13 protein-coding genes are annotated in these 16,825 nt (G+C 49.1%); 2 read left to right on the forward strand and 11 right to left on the reverse strand.

From position 1 onward, the window contains the following. Window positions 1-206: 206 nt before the first annotated feature. The 11 genes from ACN0R8_RS07810 to ACN0R8_RS07860 all read right to left on the reverse strand — a co-directional run bounded on the left by ACN0R8_RS07810 (window position 207) and on the right by ACN0R8_RS07860 (window position 12,111). Window positions 207-1,091, reverse strand: coding sequence for an LEA type 2 family protein (locus ACN0R8_RS07810; protein WP_417596524.1), 885 nt, complete (start codon window positions 1,089-1,091; stop codon window positions 207-209). Between the two features lie 119 nt (window positions 1,092-1,210). Continuing rightward, window positions 1,211-2,605: a Si-specific NAD(P)(+) transhydrogenase gene (gene sthA, locus ACN0R8_RS07815; protein ID WP_077242701.1), complete on the reverse strand. Its 1,395-nt coding sequence runs from the start codon at window positions 2,603-2,605 to the stop codon at window positions 1,211-1,213. A gap of 277 nt (window positions 2,606-2,882) precedes the next feature. Continuing rightward, window positions 2,883-3,137 carry a (Na+)-NQR maturation NqrM gene (gene nqrM / locus ACN0R8_RS07820; RefSeq protein WP_417596525.1) on the reverse strand — a complete coding sequence of 85 codons (255 nt, stop codon included), beginning with the start codon at window positions 3,135-3,137 and terminating at the stop codon, window positions 2,883-2,885. Between the two features lie 78 nt (window positions 3,138-3,215). Next, window positions 3,216-4,352: an FAD:protein FMN transferase gene (locus ACN0R8_RS07825; protein ID WP_417596526.1), complete on the reverse strand. Its 1,137-nt coding sequence runs from the start codon at window positions 4,350-4,352 to the stop codon at window positions 3,216-3,218. A gap of 3 nt (window positions 4,353-4,355) precedes the next feature. Then, window positions 4,356-5,585, reverse strand: coding sequence for an NADH:ubiquinone reductase (Na(+)-transporting) subunit F (gene nqrF / locus ACN0R8_RS07830; RefSeq protein ID WP_417596527.1), 1,230 nt, complete (start codon window positions 5,583-5,585; stop codon window positions 4,356-4,358). A 39-nt stretch (window positions 5,586-5,624) separates the two neighbouring features. After that, window positions 5,625-6,245 carry an NADH:ubiquinone reductase (Na(+)-transporting) subunit E gene (nqrE, locus tag ACN0R8_RS07835; protein ID WP_417596528.1) on the reverse strand — a complete coding sequence of 207 codons (621 nt, stop codon included), beginning with the start codon at window positions 6,243-6,245 and terminating at the stop codon, window positions 5,625-5,627. Beyond that, window positions 6,245-6,910 (reverse strand): NADH:ubiquinone reductase (Na(+)-transporting) subunit D, encoded by a 666-nt coding sequence (locus ACN0R8_RS07840; protein WP_417596529.1) that lies wholly within the window; start codon window positions 6,908-6,910, stop codon window positions 6,245-6,247. Before ACN0R8_RS07840 ends, nqrE begins: the two co-directional genes overlap by 1 nt. Before the next feature lie 2 nt (window positions 6,911-6,912). Then, window positions 6,913-7,692: a Na(+)-translocating NADH-quinone reductase subunit C gene (locus tag ACN0R8_RS07845; protein WP_417596530.1), complete on the reverse strand. Its 780-nt coding sequence runs from the start codon at window positions 7,690-7,692 to the stop codon at window positions 6,913-6,915. Beyond that, on the reverse strand, window positions 7,685-8,887 hold the full coding sequence (locus tag ACN0R8_RS07850; RefSeq protein ID WP_077242708.1) for an NADH:ubiquinone reductase (Na(+)-transporting) subunit B: 1,203 nt from the start codon (window positions 8,885-8,887) through the stop codon (window positions 7,685-7,687). The genes ACN0R8_RS07845 and ACN0R8_RS07850 overlap by 8 nt, the downstream gene beginning before the upstream one ends. Further along, the gene (locus ACN0R8_RS07855) at window positions 8,887-10,239 is read right to left on the reverse strand and encodes a Na(+)-translocating NADH-quinone reductase subunit A (protein ID WP_417596531.1); all 1,353 of its coding nucleotides are present in this window, start codon (window positions 10,237-10,239) and stop codon (window positions 8,887-8,889) included. Before ACN0R8_RS07855 ends, ACN0R8_RS07850 begins: the two co-directional genes overlap by 1 nt. Window positions 10,240-10,662: 423 nt before the next feature. Continuing rightward, the gene (locus ACN0R8_RS07860) at window positions 10,663-12,111 is read right to left on the reverse strand and encodes a glyceraldehyde-3-phosphate dehydrogenase (RefSeq protein WP_417596532.1); all 1,449 of its coding nucleotides are present in this window, start codon (window positions 12,109-12,111) and stop codon (window positions 10,663-10,665) included. 250 nt (window positions 12,112-12,361) lie between these two features. Between ACN0R8_RS07860 and mfd the strand changes: the two genes are divergently transcribed. After that, window positions 12,362-15,832 carry a transcription-repair coupling factor gene (gene mfd / locus ACN0R8_RS07865; protein ID WP_417596533.1) on the forward strand — a complete coding sequence of 1,157 codons (3,471 nt, stop codon included), beginning with the start codon at window positions 12,362-12,364 and terminating at the stop codon, window positions 15,830-15,832. A 1-nt stretch (window position 15,833) separates the two neighbouring features. After that, window positions 15,834-16,823, forward strand: a complete 990-nt coding sequence (locus ACN0R8_RS07870) for a CsiV family protein (protein ID WP_417596534.1) — start codon at window positions 15,834-15,836, stop codon at window positions 16,821-16,823. Window positions 16,824-16,825 lie beyond the last annotated feature (2 nt).

Consider the following 16,825-nt stretch of genomic DNA (forward strand, 5'->3'; position numbering starts at 1 on the left):
TCGAAAGACCCTGCGGCCACGCGAGATCCGCTGCCAGATACCTTCATATTGACACAAGTGTCCGCCTCTGCGGGATAACTTATACCCAGCAGAAGAAGGATCCCTATGGAGACGAATGATTTTCTGATCTGACACCTCCCGCGTAATAATAAAGACGTCACGCAATAAGTAAGGTCACAGGCAACAGTAATGATTGAACCAATCTATTAAATCATCCTGCCATCTTCGAAACCAAAGTCAAACTGTTGCACCTGAAAGCCTGGCAGTTCGGGGTTAAGCTTCCAGTTCCCTTCCAGCCTGATATCCGGCAGCTGGCCATCACGCAGGATCGACAGCAAGGAGCGGCTGGCACTGTCCCAGGAGAAATTGAGCGGGATATCCAACATGGTTTCACTTTTTGCCGGCAGGCGAGTTTCGCTGTCTTTGCCGATCTGAACCGGTTTCATACCGTTAATCACCAGTGCGGCACTCAGTTGCTCCAGGTTAACACCAAACATATTCGGGTTGTTGACCGGTAGCTGCACATTAAGCTGCAGGCCGCTTAAGCTGACATCACCCAGGCTGATTTTTGGCATTTTGATTTCCGGTAACTTCGGCGTCGCTATGGTTTTGCTTACAGTAACCGGTTTTTGCCATTTCAGCCCCAGAGGGCCGTTCAGGGTCAGCACTGTACCAAAGGTGTACTCCAGCTGATCTTTTTTCAGTAGCTCCGGTGCCAGTTTAACCAGACTGTCCAGGCGGACTTTAAATGGCAGGCTGATATTGGCTTGCCCACTCGGTTTCAGGCTCAGGCCGTTGTTATCACCTGTTACTAACTGTTGACCCTCTACATCCAGCGTATAGTTAAAGCCATCCAGGTTCAGGGCAACCGGGTTGGGGTTCAGCAGTTCGATATCCGCATCAAAATAGATGTAATTGAAGTCCATTTTGCTCACCTGAATCTTCTGGGAGACAACTTGCGGACTTTTAATCGCATTTTCAGCCATTGTCCCCAGCTGGGCACAGCCCGTGAACAAAACGGTAGACAGCAACAGAAACAGGGCTCGGTAATAACCGGAAAGCCGATGAACTGCAGATAAAACGAATGACATAAGAGATTCTCCAATAATGACAAAGTTATAATGCCACAATCACTGGCGAATTAACGCCACTCATAAAAAAGCCCCTGAACCGAAATTCAGAGGCTACTTACAGCATATAGAACTAACAATCAGAACAGACGGTTTAGGCCATTCAGTGCCGCTACCCGGTAGGCTTCCGCCATGGTTGGGTAGTTGAAGGTATTATTGACAAAATATTTGATCGTATTGCCTTCACCTTCCTGGTTCATGATCGCCTGACCAATATGCACAATCTCAGATGCCTGGTCACCGAAGCAGTGGATACCCAGCAACTCCAGAGTTTCCCGGTGGAAGAGTATCTTCAACATACCTGCAGTTTCACTGGTAATCTGAGCGCGAGCCGTATCCTTAAAGAAGGCCTGACCCACTTCATAGGGGATTTTAGCTTCGGTCAGTTCACGTTCACTCTGGCCAACAGAGCTGATCTCAGGAATCGTATAAATTCCGGTTGGAACTTCATTCACAAAGCGGAATTCGTCATCATCCAGAATATCTGCCGCCGCCGAACGCCCCTGGTCATATGCGGCACTTGCCAGACTCGGCCAGCCGATCACATCACCCACAGCGTAAACATGCTCAACGCTGGTACGGTAGTGCTGATCAACTTCTAACTGACCCCGTCCATTCGCTTCAAGACCCACAAGCTCAAGACCAATATCATCGGTATTACCGGAACGGCCATTGCACCATAGGAAGGCGTCTGCCCGTAGTTTCTTACCAGACTTCAGTTCCATCGTGACGCCCTGCTCATCGGCAGTGACTTTCTCATACTCTTCGTTGTGGCGGATCAGAACACCTGTGTTACGCAGATGGTAACTCAGAGCATCAGAGATCTCGTCATCCAGGAAGGAAAGCAGACGATCACGGTTGTCGATAAGATCTACTTTTACGCCCAAACCACTAAAGATAGACGCATATTCACAGCCGATAACACCCGCTCCATAGATGATCAGACGACGCGGTGTGTGCCCCAACGTCAGAACCGTATCACTGCAATAGATACGAGGATGGCGGAAATTAATATCTGCCGGACGGTAAGGGCGCGAACCGGTAGCGATAACGATCTTCTGAGCGCGTAGCTCTTCGGTGCCATTATGCGGGTCACGTACCATTACGGTGTGGGAATCCAGAAAACGGGCCTTGCCGAAATAGACATCAATCCGGTTACGGGCATAAAAGTTTGTCCGCAGCTGAACCTGACGCTCAATCACACGCTGAGAGCGCTCCAGAACCTTTGGGAAAGAGAACCAGCGAGGCTCACCAATATCGCGAAACATGCGGTTGGTATTAAACTGGATAATCTGCTTCACCGCATGACGCAGCGCCTTGGAGGGAATAGTTCCTTTGTGAGTGCAATTACCACCTACAGAGCTTTGCATTTCAACCACAGCCACACGCTTACCGTGTTTTGCTGCGTTCATTGCTGCGCCTTCACCTGCAGGGCCTGTACCTATCACTACTACGTCGTAATTATATACCGCCATTGTCGCCGAATAACTCCCTAACCGTCGTGTTAGATCTGGCTGCACCTGAGCCTTCTGATTTTGAGCCTAAACAGGCCCGAACACCCTAATGTGGACTCATGAGTCACAGCCAGCAATTATGCTTTCGCCTCGTATCTGCAAAAACAAACGTCATTATTATTTATAACATCACACCTAACGCTAAACCTTAACGCTGTACAAACAATTGCATAGCCACTGCTTTCTTATCAGGAAAAATGCCCATCATCTGCAGAAACTGTCATTGCCGACTGTAATGTTATTTATTTTTACCTGCACTTTGTGTTGCATCATATGAAAGATCTGCGCGCTGAGAGGCCTTGCCTGCTTTTTTCTCTTGCTCAGTTTCACAGATATCTTTGTTACCACCACAGATATCACAATCAGCAACCATGCCGATAGCACTCATACCACCACAGGAGCCTGTAATAGGTTTGCGACCAAACAGAACGCCTACAGCCATACCTGTCATAAGTAACGCGATAACAACAAACGCCAGAATCATTGTAGTCATTTAAGAGTACCTCAGATTATTCATTAAAACTCGTTGTAACGATAAATTTATAACGATAAAAAAGACGGAAAATACGACTCAGTACTTCTGATTCGTCAAAGCGGTAAATTGTTCCGTCCGGATCACATCAAAGCCTTCTTCTTCAGCCTTGACCAACATATAAACAGCAAGCTTGTGCTGACGGGCAAATTCAAGCCCTTTTTCAGGCCCCATAACCATCAATGTAGTCGCAAGGGCATCCGCCGTTGCACAGGAAGCATGTAAAACAGTTACTGAAGCCAGTTTGTGCGTAATAGGCCTGCCCGTCAGAGGGTTAATCGTATGAGAATAACGCTGACCATCTGCTTCAAAATAATTCCGGTATCCGCCAGAGGTTGCCACAGCGACATCCGTCACAGCCAGAACCTGCTGTGCTACCTGCCCCTGAGTGTTAGGCTTCTCGATTGCTATCCGCCAGGAAGAACCATCCGGCTTACGCCCTTTAAGCTGGAGTTCGCCACCCACTTCAACCAGGTAATTTTGATAACCCTGCTTCTGTAAATAACGGGCAACCTGATCAACAGCGTAACCTTTTGCAATGGCTGAAAGGTCCAGGTAGATCGCTTTATTTTTTCGAATAGCCGGAGTCTTTCCTTCAAGACCTTTCACCTGAACCGAGTGATGGCCTACCCGTTCAAAAGCAAGTGCCAGCTCAGCTTCACTGGGCACCTGATCAGGTTTAAGGTCCGGGCCAAAACCCCAAAGGTTAACCAAAGGCCCTATAGTAGGGTCAAATGCCCCACCGCTTTCTTCTGCAATCAGCAGTGCTTCGTTAACAACGGCAGCGGTATCCCCCGAAACAGGAAACCACTCTCCAGTATCCATCTGATTAAACCGGGACAGTTCAGAAGACGGTTTATAGGTCGACATTTTAAGATCAACATCGACAAGGGAATCTTTAATGCCCTGAGCCAGCGATTGTCGCCCGGCTTCATCAAGGCTGAGGCCTTCACTTTCGACCACAGAAACATGATATTGCGTGCCCATAATCGGGCCGGAAAATTTAATAACAACCGGATCACTATCACAACCAGCAAGAAGGGCCAGCCCTATTAAGGCCAGCCCTACTTTCAGAGCCTGCCCCGAACGGGACAGGCTGCCAGTGATCAGTTTTCCAATCTGCCGCCATCCTGCTCTGGTATAAACAGTAGGCGACAACCTGAGATCACTGCACATTACTTAACCACCGAAGTCATCAAGCAGAATGTTCTCTGGCTCCACACCCAGATTCTCAAGCATCTGGATCACAGCTGAGTTCATCATTGGAGGTCCACACATGTAGTACTCACAATCTTCAGGCGCTTCGTGATCCTTCAGGTAGTTTTCATACAGTACGTTGTGGATAAAACCAGTCATACCTGTCCAGTTGTCCTCAGGCAAAGGATCAGACAGTGCCAGATGCCAACTAAAGTTCTCGTTCTCTTCGGCCAGCTTGTCGAACTCTTCCACGTAGAAGGCTTCACGTACGGAACGCGCACCATACCAGAAAGAGATCTTACGCTTGGAATGAAGGCGCTTCAGCTGGTCAAAGATATGAGAACGCATTGGCGCCATACCCGCACCACCACCGATAAAGACCATCTCGTTGTCGGTATCTTTAGCGAAGAACTCACCAAATGGACCTGATACGGTAATCTTGTCACCCGGCTTCAGGCTAAAGACATAAGAGGACATCTGACCCGGTGGTACATCATCACGACCCGGAGGTGGAGATGCGATACGGATATTGAATTTAACAACGCCTTTCTCTTCCGGGTAGTTCGCCATGGAATATGCGCGGGTGATAGGCTCATCAACCTTAGACACATATTTCCAGATGTTAAACTTGTCCCAGTCCGGACGATATTCTTCTTCAATATCAAAGTCTTTGTAGTGAACCTCATGGGGAGGCACTTCCAGCTGAACATAACCGCCAGCACGGAAATCTACGTTTTCACCTTCCGGCAGACGCAAGGTCAGCTCTTTAATAAAGGTGGCTACGTTCGGGTTAGACTCTACAGTACATTCCCATTTTTTCACGCCAAATACATCGGCTTCCACTTCTACTTCCATGTCCTGCTTGACAGGAACCTGGCAGGATAAGCGCCAACCTTCTTTTTTCTCGCCCATTGTAAAGTGGGACTCTTCCGTAGGCAGGATAGAGCCGCCGCCGGAAGATACAATACATTTACACTGTGCACAGGAACCACCGCCACCACAAGCTGATGACAGGAAGATACCGTTCGAGGCCAATGTCTGTAGCAGTTTACCGCCAGCAGGGGTGGTAATTTTCTGCTCACCATTAATGGTTACCGTGACATCGCCACTGCTAACCAGCTTGCTGCGTGCTGCCAGAATCACCAGTACCAGAGATACTACGATGATCGTGAACATGACCACGCCCAGCACAATAAGTTGTGAATCAACCATGTTCTGAACCTTTTTGTTCTAAGTTTCCGCCAACTGTAATTACAGCTGTACGCCTGAGAAGGACATAAAGCCCAGAGACATCAGACCTACAGTCACGAAAGTAATACCCAGGCCTTCAAGGCCTTTTGGCACATCACTGTACTTCAGTTTTTCACGGATACCTGCCAGCGCAACAATCGCCAGCGCCCAACCGATACCAGCACCCGCACCATATACCACGGACTCTCCGAAGTTGTAGTCACGCTCTGCCATAAACAAAGACGCACCCAAAATCGCACAGTTCACAGTAATCAACGGCAGGAAGACACCCAGCGCGTTATAAAGTGCAGGTACAAACTTATCGAGGAACATCTCAAGAATCTGAACCATCGCCGCAATAACACCGATGTAACTCAGATACCCCAGGAAGCTCAGATCAATAGATTCCGCACCTTCCATCCCAGTCCAGGTCAGCGCACCTTCGCGCAGCAGGTTGTTATAGATCAGGTTGTTTACCGGTACAGTAATGACCAAAACCACAACAACTGCGATCCCCAGACCCAATGCCGCTTCTACTTTCTTTGAAACGGCCAGGAAGGTACACATACCCAGGAAGAATGCCAGGGCCATGTTTTCTACAAACACTGCCTTAACCAAAAGGCTTAAGTAGTATTCAAACATTATACGGCCTCCTTAGCCTGAGTATTGGGAGCGATCTTAAACTCAGCCACTTCATTCTGGGAAGGCTGCCAGGTACGGATCAGCCAGATAAAGCCCGCAATAATAAAGAAAGCAGAAGGTGGCAGCAGCATCATGCCGTTAGGCAGATACCAACCTCCATCGTTAATCTTTTCAAGAATCTGGATACCGAACAGACTACCGGAACCAAACAGTTCACGAACAAAACCAACGAACAGCAGAACCACAGTGTAGCCCAGGCCGTTACCGATACCGTCGATGAAGCTCATCACAGGACCATTTTTCATCGCGTATGCTTCAGCACGGCCCATTACGATACAGTTGGTAATAATCAGTCCCACAAATACTGACAGCTGCTTACTGGTTTCATAAGCATAAGCCTTCAGTACCTGGTCAACGACGATTACTAAAGATGCAATAATCGTCATCTGCACAATAATACGAATGCTGTTTGGGATCTGATTACGAATCATCGAGATAAACATACTCGAGAACGCGGTCACCAGAGATACAGCCGCACCCATCACCAGGGCAGTACCCAAGTTGGTCGTTACCGCCAGAGCGGAACAAATACCCAGAATCTGTAGAGCAATTGGGTTATTAGCGAAAATAGGGCTTACCAGAACACCCTTTGGAGTATCAGCCATCTTTATACTCCTTCCTTACGAATTTTGCTGAGGTAAGGACCAAAGCCCTCACTGCCGACCCAGTATTTAACCAGGTTACTTACACCACGACTGGTCAGAGTTGCACCGGACAGGCCGTCAACTTTATGCTCAGCGTTTGGAGTACCTGCATCAACGGAACCTTTGATCACTTCGATCACTGGCGTCATGCTACTACCTTCAAACACTTTTTTACCTGGCCAGATCGCTTTCCATTTAGGATTATCAACTTCACCGCCCAGCCCCGGAGTTTCCGCGTGCTGGTAGAAGCCAAGACCGACAACCGTGTTAGCATCAGCCTCCAGAGCTAAAAAGCCATGTAGGGTTGACCACAGGCCGTAACCACGTACCGGCAGAATAATACGGTCAAGCTGACCGTTTTTCTCAACCAGGTATACCGTAGCAAACTGCTCACGGCGCTTGATGCTGGCAATATCTTCACTGTTGGATAGTGCTTTAGACATAGCAGGATCTTTAGCCGCTCTCAGCTGATCGTAAGTTTCAGCGTTAACTTCGTCCGTATACTCACCTGTATTCAGGTTTACCACACGAGGGGTAATCTGAGCATACAGCTCATCGACTGACTTACCTGGTTCTAACAGACCGGCTGCAGCCAGAATATTAGATTTACGATCCAGGTCTTTATTTTCCTGCTGTTGTGCTTTGAAAATAACCGCTGCGCCGGAAACAATCACGGAGCAGACGATACACAGCAGTAACGCTACGGTAAGCGTTTTCTTGATGGAATCGTTGCTACTAGACATTGCGCATCATTCTCCGTTTGATATTGGCCTGAACCACAAAGTGGTCGATAAACGGTGCAAACAGGTTCGCAAACAGAATCGCCAGCATGATCCCTTCAGGGAATGCTGGGTTGATCACCCGAATCATTACGGTCATAACACCGATCAGAATACCGAACCAGAACTTGCCTGTATTCGTCATAGAGGCCGACACAGGGTCAGTCGCCATGAAGAACATACCAAAGGCCAGACCACCCAGCGTCAGATGCCAATACCAAGGCAGTGCAAACATAGGGTTTGTATCAGAACCGATAGCATTCAGAAGAGAACTCAGAGCAAACATACCGACAAACACACCCAGCACAATACGCCAGGATGCAATCTTGGTTGCCAACAGCACGGCACCACCGATCATGATTGCCAAAGTCGATGTTTCACCCATAGAGCCCGGCATAACACCGGTGAAAGAATCCCACCAAGTCAGCGTCTCTGTCAGACCGGCCATGCCATCAGCAGCAGCAACACCCAGAGCCGTTGCTCCAGTATAGCCATCTACTGCAGTCCATACCGCGTCCCCGGAGATTTGAGCCGGATAAGCAAAGTAAAGAAAGGCACGACCTGCCAAAGCAGGGTTAAGGAAGTTCTTACCAGTACCACCAAAGATCTCTTTAGCAACAACCACACCGAAGGTAATACCCAGTGCAACCTGCCACAGAGGAATGGTTGCGGGCAGAGTCAGTGCAAACAGGATAGAGGTAACGAAGAAACCTTCGTTCACTTCATGGCCACGCTTCATCGCGAACAGCACTTCCCAGAAACCACCGACAATAAAGGTCACGGCATAAACCGGCAGGAAGTACATCGCACCGTGGATCATATTGTCCCACAGGCTTGCAGGGTCATAGCCAGCAAAAAGACTGATTAGACCACCACGCCAGCCTTCAGCCGCCATTAGGCCGGTTTCAGCCATCGCCATATTCGCGTGGTAACCCACATTCCACATACCGAAGAACATCGCAGGGAAGGTGCACATCCATACGGTGATCATCATACGTTTCAGGTCAACGCCGTCACGTACGTGAGCTGTGTGCTTAGTTGTAGAACCCGGAGAGTAAAAAATGGTATCAACTGCTTCGTACAGCGCATACCAGTTCTCGTACTTACCACCTTTGTGGAAGTGAGGTTCCATATTATCAAGGATTTTACGCAGACCCATTATGCCCCCTCCTTCTCAATCGTGGTCAGATTGTTGCGCAGGAGAGGACCGTACTCGTACTTACCCGGGCAAACATAGGTGCACAGGGCAAGATCTTCTTCGTCCAGCTCAAGACAACCTAACTGCATTGCAGTTTCGATATCACCAACGATCAGTGCACGCAGCAGCTGAGTCGGCAGGATATCCAGAGGCATAACGCGTTCGTAAGAACCTACAGGAACCATGGCACGTTCACTACCGTTTGTATTGGTAGATGGCGCATAGTTCTTCAGGCCAAACAGTTTGGAAACATAAATATTCAGCATGGAGTGCTTATTCGCGCCCGGCGACAACCAACCCATAAAGTCACGCTCAGTGCCTTCTTTCAGTACACTGACCTGTGTGTGGTAACGTCCAAGGAAAGAGTAAGGGCCTTTAGCGGTTGTTCCGCCAAACACAGAGCCAGAGATCAGGCGTACTGAATCACGGTCTGCGATGTCCGCACCACATACATCTTCCAGAGAGGCACCCAGACGGGTCTTAACCAAACGCGGGTTTTTAACTTCAGGGCCGCCCAGAGCGATGACACGGGAAACATTCAGCGTTCCTGTCAGAAACAGCTGACCAAAGGCTACGACATCCTGATAACCAATCGCCCAAACTGTTTTGCCAGAACTTACAGGATCTAAATGGTGGATATGGGTTCCAGCCAAACCTGCAGGGTGAGGGCCTGCAAACTCTTCAACCACAACCTGGCCGCTGTTTTGAGCCGGTACAGAAGCACCTGCCGCTTTACAGACAAAAACCTTACCATCAGTAAGGCGCGCCAAAACATCCAATCCAGCCTGGAAATCTGCTTCCTGTCCTTTAAGAACAGCCACAGGATCAGCCGCCAGAGGGTTAGTATCCATTGCCGTAACGAAAATGGAGTTTGGCGTGCTTTCCAAAGCAGGAACACGGCTAAATGGACGAGTACGTAGCGCAGTCCACAGACCGGACTCAACCAGCTGCTCCTGAACCTTTGTACGCTCCACCGATGACAGTTCACTCTGACTATATTGAGCAAACTGAACACTTTCTTCCTGCTCGGCAACTTTGATGACCACAGACTGAAGAATACGACGCTCACCGCGGTTAACTGCTACAACCTCACCAGCAGCAGGAGCCGTATACTTCACGCCCGGGGTCTTTTTATCACTGAAGAGCTCTTGACCCAGCTTAACCTGATCGCCGACCTTCACCATCATTGTAGGCTTCATACCCACATAGTCAGTGCCAATCACAGCGACCGTACGTGCCTGAGCAGCATCTTCGATGCTTTGCTTAGGTACGCCGGCTATAGGCAGATCAAGGCCACGTTTGATTTTTATCATACGTCTCGCCCAATCACTTAGTTATTTTTTAAAGGTAAAGCTTAGATAACCTGAGGCAACATGCCCCGATATGCTGAGAAGCACCCTGCATCAGGTCGATAATTCTTATGGCCAGCTTGGCTGTTTTCGTAATCACAGGTCTGCCCACCCGGATCACGCCCAAAATCGAACACATTATAAAGACCTGCCAGCCCCTTTACCACTCGACCTGCGACATTTTGCTACAACCTCAGCCCAACAAACGCATTAGCCTTAAGTTAATTTCGGTCATTTAGGGGGCAACGTCTGAAAATATCCGCCAATTACCGGATAGATAACAGGAAAAATGTTTAATTTTCTTTTACTTAGATGCAAAAAAGCCCACTCATTGAGTGGGCTTTAATTATATCCGGATAAAAGACCGGATCAGCATTTATCAGCGGATCAACGTGCCGGGAAATGCTGGAAATGTACGTTAGAGATCTGCTGTAGAATACGTACAACCTGGCAGCTATAACCAAATTCATTATCGTACCAAACATACAGAACAGCCTGCTTGCCATTCACGATGGTTGCCTCACCATCTACAATCCCTGCATGACGGTTGCCAACGAAGTCGGAAGAAACCACTTCAGGAGACTGAACAAAGTCGATCTGCTTCTGAATAGATGAGTGCAGTGACGCATCACGCAGGTAATCGTTAACGTCTTCCACAGACGTCTCTTTACCCAAGGTCAGATTAAGGATCGCCATTGATACGTTCGGCGTTGGAACTCGGATCGCATTACCGGTCAGCTTACCTTTCAGGGAAGGCAGTGCTTTGGCTGCTGCAGAAGCCGCACCGGTTTCAGTGATCACCATGTTCAACGGCGCGGAACGACCACGACGCTTCGCTTTATGGAAGTTGTCGATCAGATTCTGGTCGTTAGTAAACGCGTGAACTGTTTCAACATGGCCATGCTCAATGCCATATTTATCTTCGATCGCCTTAAGAACAGGTACGATGGCGTTAGTCGTACAGGATGCAGCCGAAAGAATCTTATCGCCTTCTTCGATCACGTCACTGTTAATACCATGTACAATATTCTTGATATCACCTTTACCAGGCGCTGTTAGCAGAACACGGGATGCACCTTTACAGTTCAGGTGCTGGCCTAGACCCGTTTCATCACGCCACATACCTGTGTTATCAACAACAATCGCATCGTTAATGCCGTAAGTCGTATAATCAACTTCAGCCGGCGAGTTTGCATAGATCATCTGGACGTAATTACCATTAATGATCAGCGCTTTTGCTTCCTCATCAACAGAAATTGTACCCTGAAAAGAACCATGCACAGAATCACGACGCAGTAAACTTGCACGCTTCTGCAGATCGCCGTCCTTACCACCACGAACAACAATTGCACGCAGGCGCAACTTATTACCGCCACCCGCTTTCTCAACCAGGATACGCGCCAGCAAGCGGCCAATACGACCAAAACCATAAAGCACAACATCTTTATAGCCATCTTCGCCATTATCCTGATATTTACCTACGGCTGTATCCAGCTCTTTGCGCAGGAAGGCTTCCAGGTCGCTACCGCCTTCGTTCTTGAACTTAACAGCCAGTTTACCAATATCAACGTGAGCAGGGCCCATGTCCATACCTGCCATCGCTTCCAGAATAGGATGCGTGTCACGAACTGACAGCTCAGTACCCTCAACCTGGCGAACAAAGCGGTGGTCTTTCAGGATGCGGATAACCGACTGGTTGACCATTGCGCGGCCATACAGTGAAGTCACTACATTGTTTTTACGATACAGCTGACCGATCAGCGGGATCATACCTTCAGCCAGAGCTTCACGCTCCTGCCAATCCTGGAAACAGCTATCTAACATATCTTGACTCACGGGCGGCCTCACTTTAAATCAAAAAAAATCTCAACCGAAAATGCGGGCGTATTATGAAAGCAGAATGCCCAAAGGGCAAATTTAAACGCCGGTTTTACGGCCAAAGTCTATTTCACGGCCAGATTGAAGCATTCCATATTAAACTTATCTGTTTAAATCCTGAATATGTACGCTTTACATTCATATACACCGCCTTAGACTTATCGTCTTTTCTGTCCCCTAAGACATTTTATACAGCTACGGACCAGACATGATGCAACTGCAGCTCAAGCCTCAAACAGTTCCCGTTAAGCCCGGCGATACCCGTCACTGGGGAAACTTACCCGGGAACGCCCGCGCACTTATTATCAGTGAGCTGGCAAGACAGCAGGACCGCCTGCTGTTTGTGGTGACTCAAAGCCAAAGCGATGCAGAGCAACTGGCGGAGCTACTTGAATTCTTTCTGCCGGATGAGCTACCGGTACTTCGCCTGCCTGACTGGGAAACATTGCCCTACGATGCATTTTCTCCCCATCAGGACATTATCTCAGAGCGCCTGAAAGTACTGTTTCAGCTACCCCAACTGAAAAAAGGCGTACTGGTAGCGCCAGCCTCAACATTAATGCAACGGCTGGCACCGGAAAGTTATATCAGTGGTTCGACCTTTCTCCTGGAAACAGGTCAGTCCTTTAATGCCCAGTCCATGAGCCGCCAGCTGGAACAGGCGGGCTACCACTGCGTTGACAATGTCTACAGCCATGGCGAATACGCAATCCGTGGCGCCCTGATGGATATTTTTCCAATGGGCAGCGATCAACCGATCCGCATCGATCTGTTTGATGATGAGATCGACACTCTGCGTACATTTGATCCCGAAACTCAGCGCTCTCAGGAAAAAACCGATCAGATCCGCATTCTGCCCGCAACAGAATACCCCCTGGACAACAGCGGAAAAACCCAGTTTAAAATCGCTTTTCAGGAACAGTTTGATATCGACTTCCGCCAGTGCCCTCTTTATCAGGATGTCAGCAAAGGCATCCCTTCACCTGGACTGGAATACTATCTGCCGCTGTTTTTTGAGCAAACTGCCGATCTTTTCAGCTACCTGCCGGACAACACTCTGCTGGTCAGCCACAACAATACCGAAGAAGCCGCCGAGCACTTCTGGGCAGAGGTCGAGCGCCGTTACGAAGATCGCCGCTATGATATCCAACGCCCGATTCTGCCTCCTCCGCAGCTGTTTCTGCCGGTAAACCAGCTTTTCAGCCGGCTCAAAAGCTTTGCCCGTATTCAGCTGCATACCTCTTCAATTGAAGAAAAAGCCGGACGGATTAATCTGCCGTTCAGCGAACCTGCTCAGCTTCCTATTGATGCTAAAAGCAATACACCGCTAAAACAGCTGCAGGATCATCTGGCCGGTACAGATAAAAAGGTACTTTTCTGCGCCGAATCCGCCGGTCGCCGTGAAGCTCTTCTGGAACTACTCGCTCGCATTCATTGCACACCAACCGGTATTGATAACTGGCAGGCGTTTACCTCCGCTCCAGAAGCCGAGAGCAAACTGACTATCGCAGTTGCTCCGCTTCTGGAGGGCATCACCTGTGAAAACCCCGCTATTGAGCTGATCAGTGAAAGCCAGCTGTTTGGTCAACGGGTTTTCCAGAGCCGGCGCCGTCAGAAAGCAACCGATATTGGCGAGTACACAATACGCAGCCTGACAGAACTACAGGAAGGCGCACCCGTTGTGCATATCGATCACGGGGTTGGCCGCTACCTGGGTTTACAGGTACTGGATATCGACCAACAAAAAGCCGAGTTTCTGACGCTGGAATATGCCGATGGGGCCAAGCTTTATGTTCCGGTCAGCTCACTACATCTGATCTCCCGCTACTCCGGTGCCGGCGATGATCACGCCCCTTTGCATAAACTGGGCACAGAACAGTGGGAAAAGGCCAAACGTAAAACCGCTGAAAAAATCCGTGATACCGCAGCCGAGCTGCTGGATATCTACGCCCGCCGGGCTGCCCGAAAAGGCTTTAAGCATGATGACCCGGATCACTCCTATGAGGCCTTCTCAGCGGGCTTCCCTTTTGAAGAGACCCCAGATCAGATGATGGCGATCAACGCCGTGATTCAGGACATGACCTCACCCCAGCCAATGGATCGTGTTATTTGCGGTGATGTGGGCTTCGGTAAAACCGAAGTTGCTATGCGGGCTACGTTTATGGCGGTTCAAAGCGGTAAGCAAGTGGCAATTCTGGTACCCACAACCTTACTGGCGCAACAGCACTTTGAAAACTTCCGGGATCGCTTTGCCGACTGGCCGGTGCAGGTGGAAGTGCTCTCCCGTTTCAAGTCTGCCAAAGAACAGAAAGCAGTATTGGAAAGTATGGGCAACGGCAAAGCAGATATTGTCATTGGCACCCATAAGCTATTACAGAAAGATACCCGCTTCGATGACCTTGGCCTGTTAATTATTGATGAAGAGCACCGCTTTGGCGTTCAACAGAAAGAAAAACTCAAATCTCTGCGTTCTGAAATCGATATTCTCACCATGACAGCGACCCCCATCCCCCGCACCTTAAATATGGCAATGTCTGGTATCCGGGATCTGTCGATCATCGCCACACCACCAGCCAAGCGACTTTCCGTGAAAACTTTTGTTCGTAAATATGATAAGCCAACCATTAAAGAAGCGATACTGCGGGAGATTCTCCGGGGCGGTCAGCTCTACTTCCTGCACAACGACCTGAAAACTATCGAAAATGCGGCAGAAACTATTCGGGAGCTGGTGCCAGAAGCTAGAGTCGGCGTTGCACATGGGCAGATGCCGGAGCGGCAACTGGAACAACTGATGTCCGATTTCTATCATAAACGTTTCAATGTACTGGTCTGCTCTACCATTATTGAAACCGGGATCGATATCCCCAGCTCCAATACCATCATTATTGAGCGAGCGGATAAGTTTGGTTTAGCTCAGCTACACCAGCTGCGGGGACGCGTCGGACGCTCACACCATCAGGCATACGCCTACCTGCTAACCCCGGAAGGCAAAAAACTAAGCAAAGATGCCGAAAAGCGCCTGGATGCCATCGCCCTGGCAGACGATCTGGGCGCAGGCTTCACACTGGCCACTCATGATATGGAGATCCGCGGCGCAGGTGAGCTATTAGGTGAGGGTCAAAGCGGTCAGATGGAGCAGGTAGGCTACAGTCTCTATATGGAGATGCTGGATAAAGCAGTAAACGCCATCAAACAGGGTAAAACCCCCGATCTGGATAAGCCCCTGAACCAGGGCGCTGAAATCAATCTGCGTATTCCGGCACTGATACCTGATGACTACCTGCCTGATGTACACACCCGCCTGGTGATGTACAAACGAATTGCTAACGCTAAATCCAATCCTGAGTTAAAAGAGTTACAGGTGGAGATGATCGACCGTTTCGGCTTATTGCCGGAACCGGTTAAAAACCTATTCAATCAAACCCGGCTTAAGCTTCGCGCGGAAAGCCTGGGTATCAGCCGAATCGACTGCGGTGCTGAAAATGGTAGCCTTGAATTCTCCGCTGAAACTCAGGTAGAACCCCTCTCCATTGTTAAAATGGTACAATCAGCGCCAAACCGGTATCGTCTTGATGGTGCAAGTAAATTACGCTTTACCGACCTTATGAACCAACCGGAACGACGGTTCTCGGTGATAGAAACGCTGCTGTCAAAACTGTCACCTGAGAAGGCAGCCTAAAATGAGAACTATTGATCCAATGATGCAAAGCCAAAAAAACAGAACAGCTTTTCTTACATGGGGACGCCAGACAGCAGAGCGCGCAGCAGGCCTGTGCATTCTGTCCACCGCATTACTGGCGATGATGGTTGGCTCACCAGTATTGGCTGCAGATAGCACCGCAGGCAAACCCGCCCCACGCTACTACTCCGTAGAAATGATTATCTTCAGCTATGAAGAGCAAGATGAAGGTTTATCGGAGAATTGGCCGGAAAATATACAGGTCGAACTACCTGCATCTTATTTACAGCTTTACCGCCCTTCCGATATAACGTCTGAGCTCCTTAGGGTCACTCAGCAGGAAGTACAGACGCGCGTAAAGACCAATAGTCAGGGTGAAACTGAGCTGGTCGAAACCCCTGTTGGGGTTGTCCCCCTTAGTTCACAGCAAAGGGCCGATATAAAAAACAATCGACTGCCAAATTTCTTTTATATGCCGAAAAAAAAGATGCAGTTAAATGCTCAGTATAATCGCCTGAAGCGGCGCAGTGGCCTTCGGGTTATGTACCATGAGGCCTGGAGCATGCCGGTCTACGACCGGGAAAACAGCACACCAATCCTGATACAGGGTGGAGAGCAGTTCGATAACCTGTTTGAGCTTGAGGGTAGTATTGAGATTTCTGTTGCCCGATACCTGCACTTGGATACCAATCTCTATCTAAGAGAGTTTGAAGCCAATCACAACACAGATCAGGCTAATCCTGCAGACTTTAATGGGCGTCTAAGCCACCATGATAGCTCTGTGTCGGTACTACAACAGAACACCGCTGTACCCAATCCATCCCTTGCCCTGCTGGGCTTCCGTCAGTACCGAGTAGATACGGTAATCCCTCTTAAGCAGTCACGCAGGATGCGCAGCCGTGATCTCCACTACATAGACAACCCTCGATACGGCATTCTGATTCAACTGTTGCCTTATAACCCGGAAGAAGAGCCTATCCCATTGCGGTAACA

It is taken from the genome of Oceanospirillum sp. (genome assembly GCF_048265165.1).
In the GTDB taxonomy this organism is placed as follows: domain Bacteria; phylum Pseudomonadota; class Gammaproteobacteria; order Pseudomonadales; family Halomonadaceae; genus Oceanospirillum.

Bases quoted from the DNA above. Each gene is read 5' to 3' on its own strand.
- ACN0R8_RS07810 (WP_417596524.1), bottom strand. From the start codon at position 1,091: ATGTCATTCGTTTTATCTGCAGTTCATCGGCTTTCCGGTTATTACCGA.
- nqrF (WP_417596527.1), bottom strand. From the start codon at position 5,585: ATGGTTGATTCACAACTTATTGTGCTGGGCGTGGTCATGTTCACGATC.
- ACN0R8_RS07850 (WP_077242708.1), bottom strand. From the start codon at position 8,887: ATGGGTCTGCGTAAAATCCTTGATAATATGGAACCTCACTTCCACAAA.
- ACN0R8_RS07855 (WP_417596531.1), bottom strand. From the start codon at position 10,239: ATGATAAAAATCAAACGTGGCCTTGATCTGCCTATAGCCGGCGTACCT.
- ACN0R8_RS07870 (WP_417596534.1), top strand. From the start codon at position 15,834: ATGAGAACTATTGATCCAATGATGCAAAGCCAAAAAAACAGAACAGCT.
- ACN0R8_RS07845 (WP_417596530.1), bottom strand. From the start codon at position 7,692: ATGTCTAGTAGCAACGATTCCATCAAGAAAACGCTTACCGTAGCGTTA.
- ACN0R8_RS07840 (WP_417596529.1), bottom strand. From the start codon at position 6,910: ATGGCTGATACTCCAAAGGGTGTTCTGGTAAGCCCTATTTTCGCTAAT.
- sthA (WP_077242701.1), bottom strand. From the start codon at position 2,605: ATGGCGGTATATAATTACGACGTAGTAGTGATAGGTACAGGCCCTGCA.
- mfd (WP_417596533.1), top strand. From the start codon at position 12,362: ATGATGCAACTGCAGCTCAAGCCTCAAACAGTTCCCGTTAAGCCCGGC.
- nqrE (WP_417596528.1), bottom strand. From the start codon at position 6,245: ATGTTTGAATACTACTTAAGCCTTTTGGTTAAGGCAGTGTTTGTAGAA.
- nqrM (WP_417596525.1), bottom strand. From the start codon at position 3,137: ATGACTACAATGATTCTGGCGTTTGTTGTTATCGCGTTACTTATGACA.
- ACN0R8_RS07825 (WP_417596526.1), bottom strand. From the start codon at position 4,352: ATGTGCAGTGATCTCAGGTTGTCGCCTACTGTTTATACCAGAGCAGGA.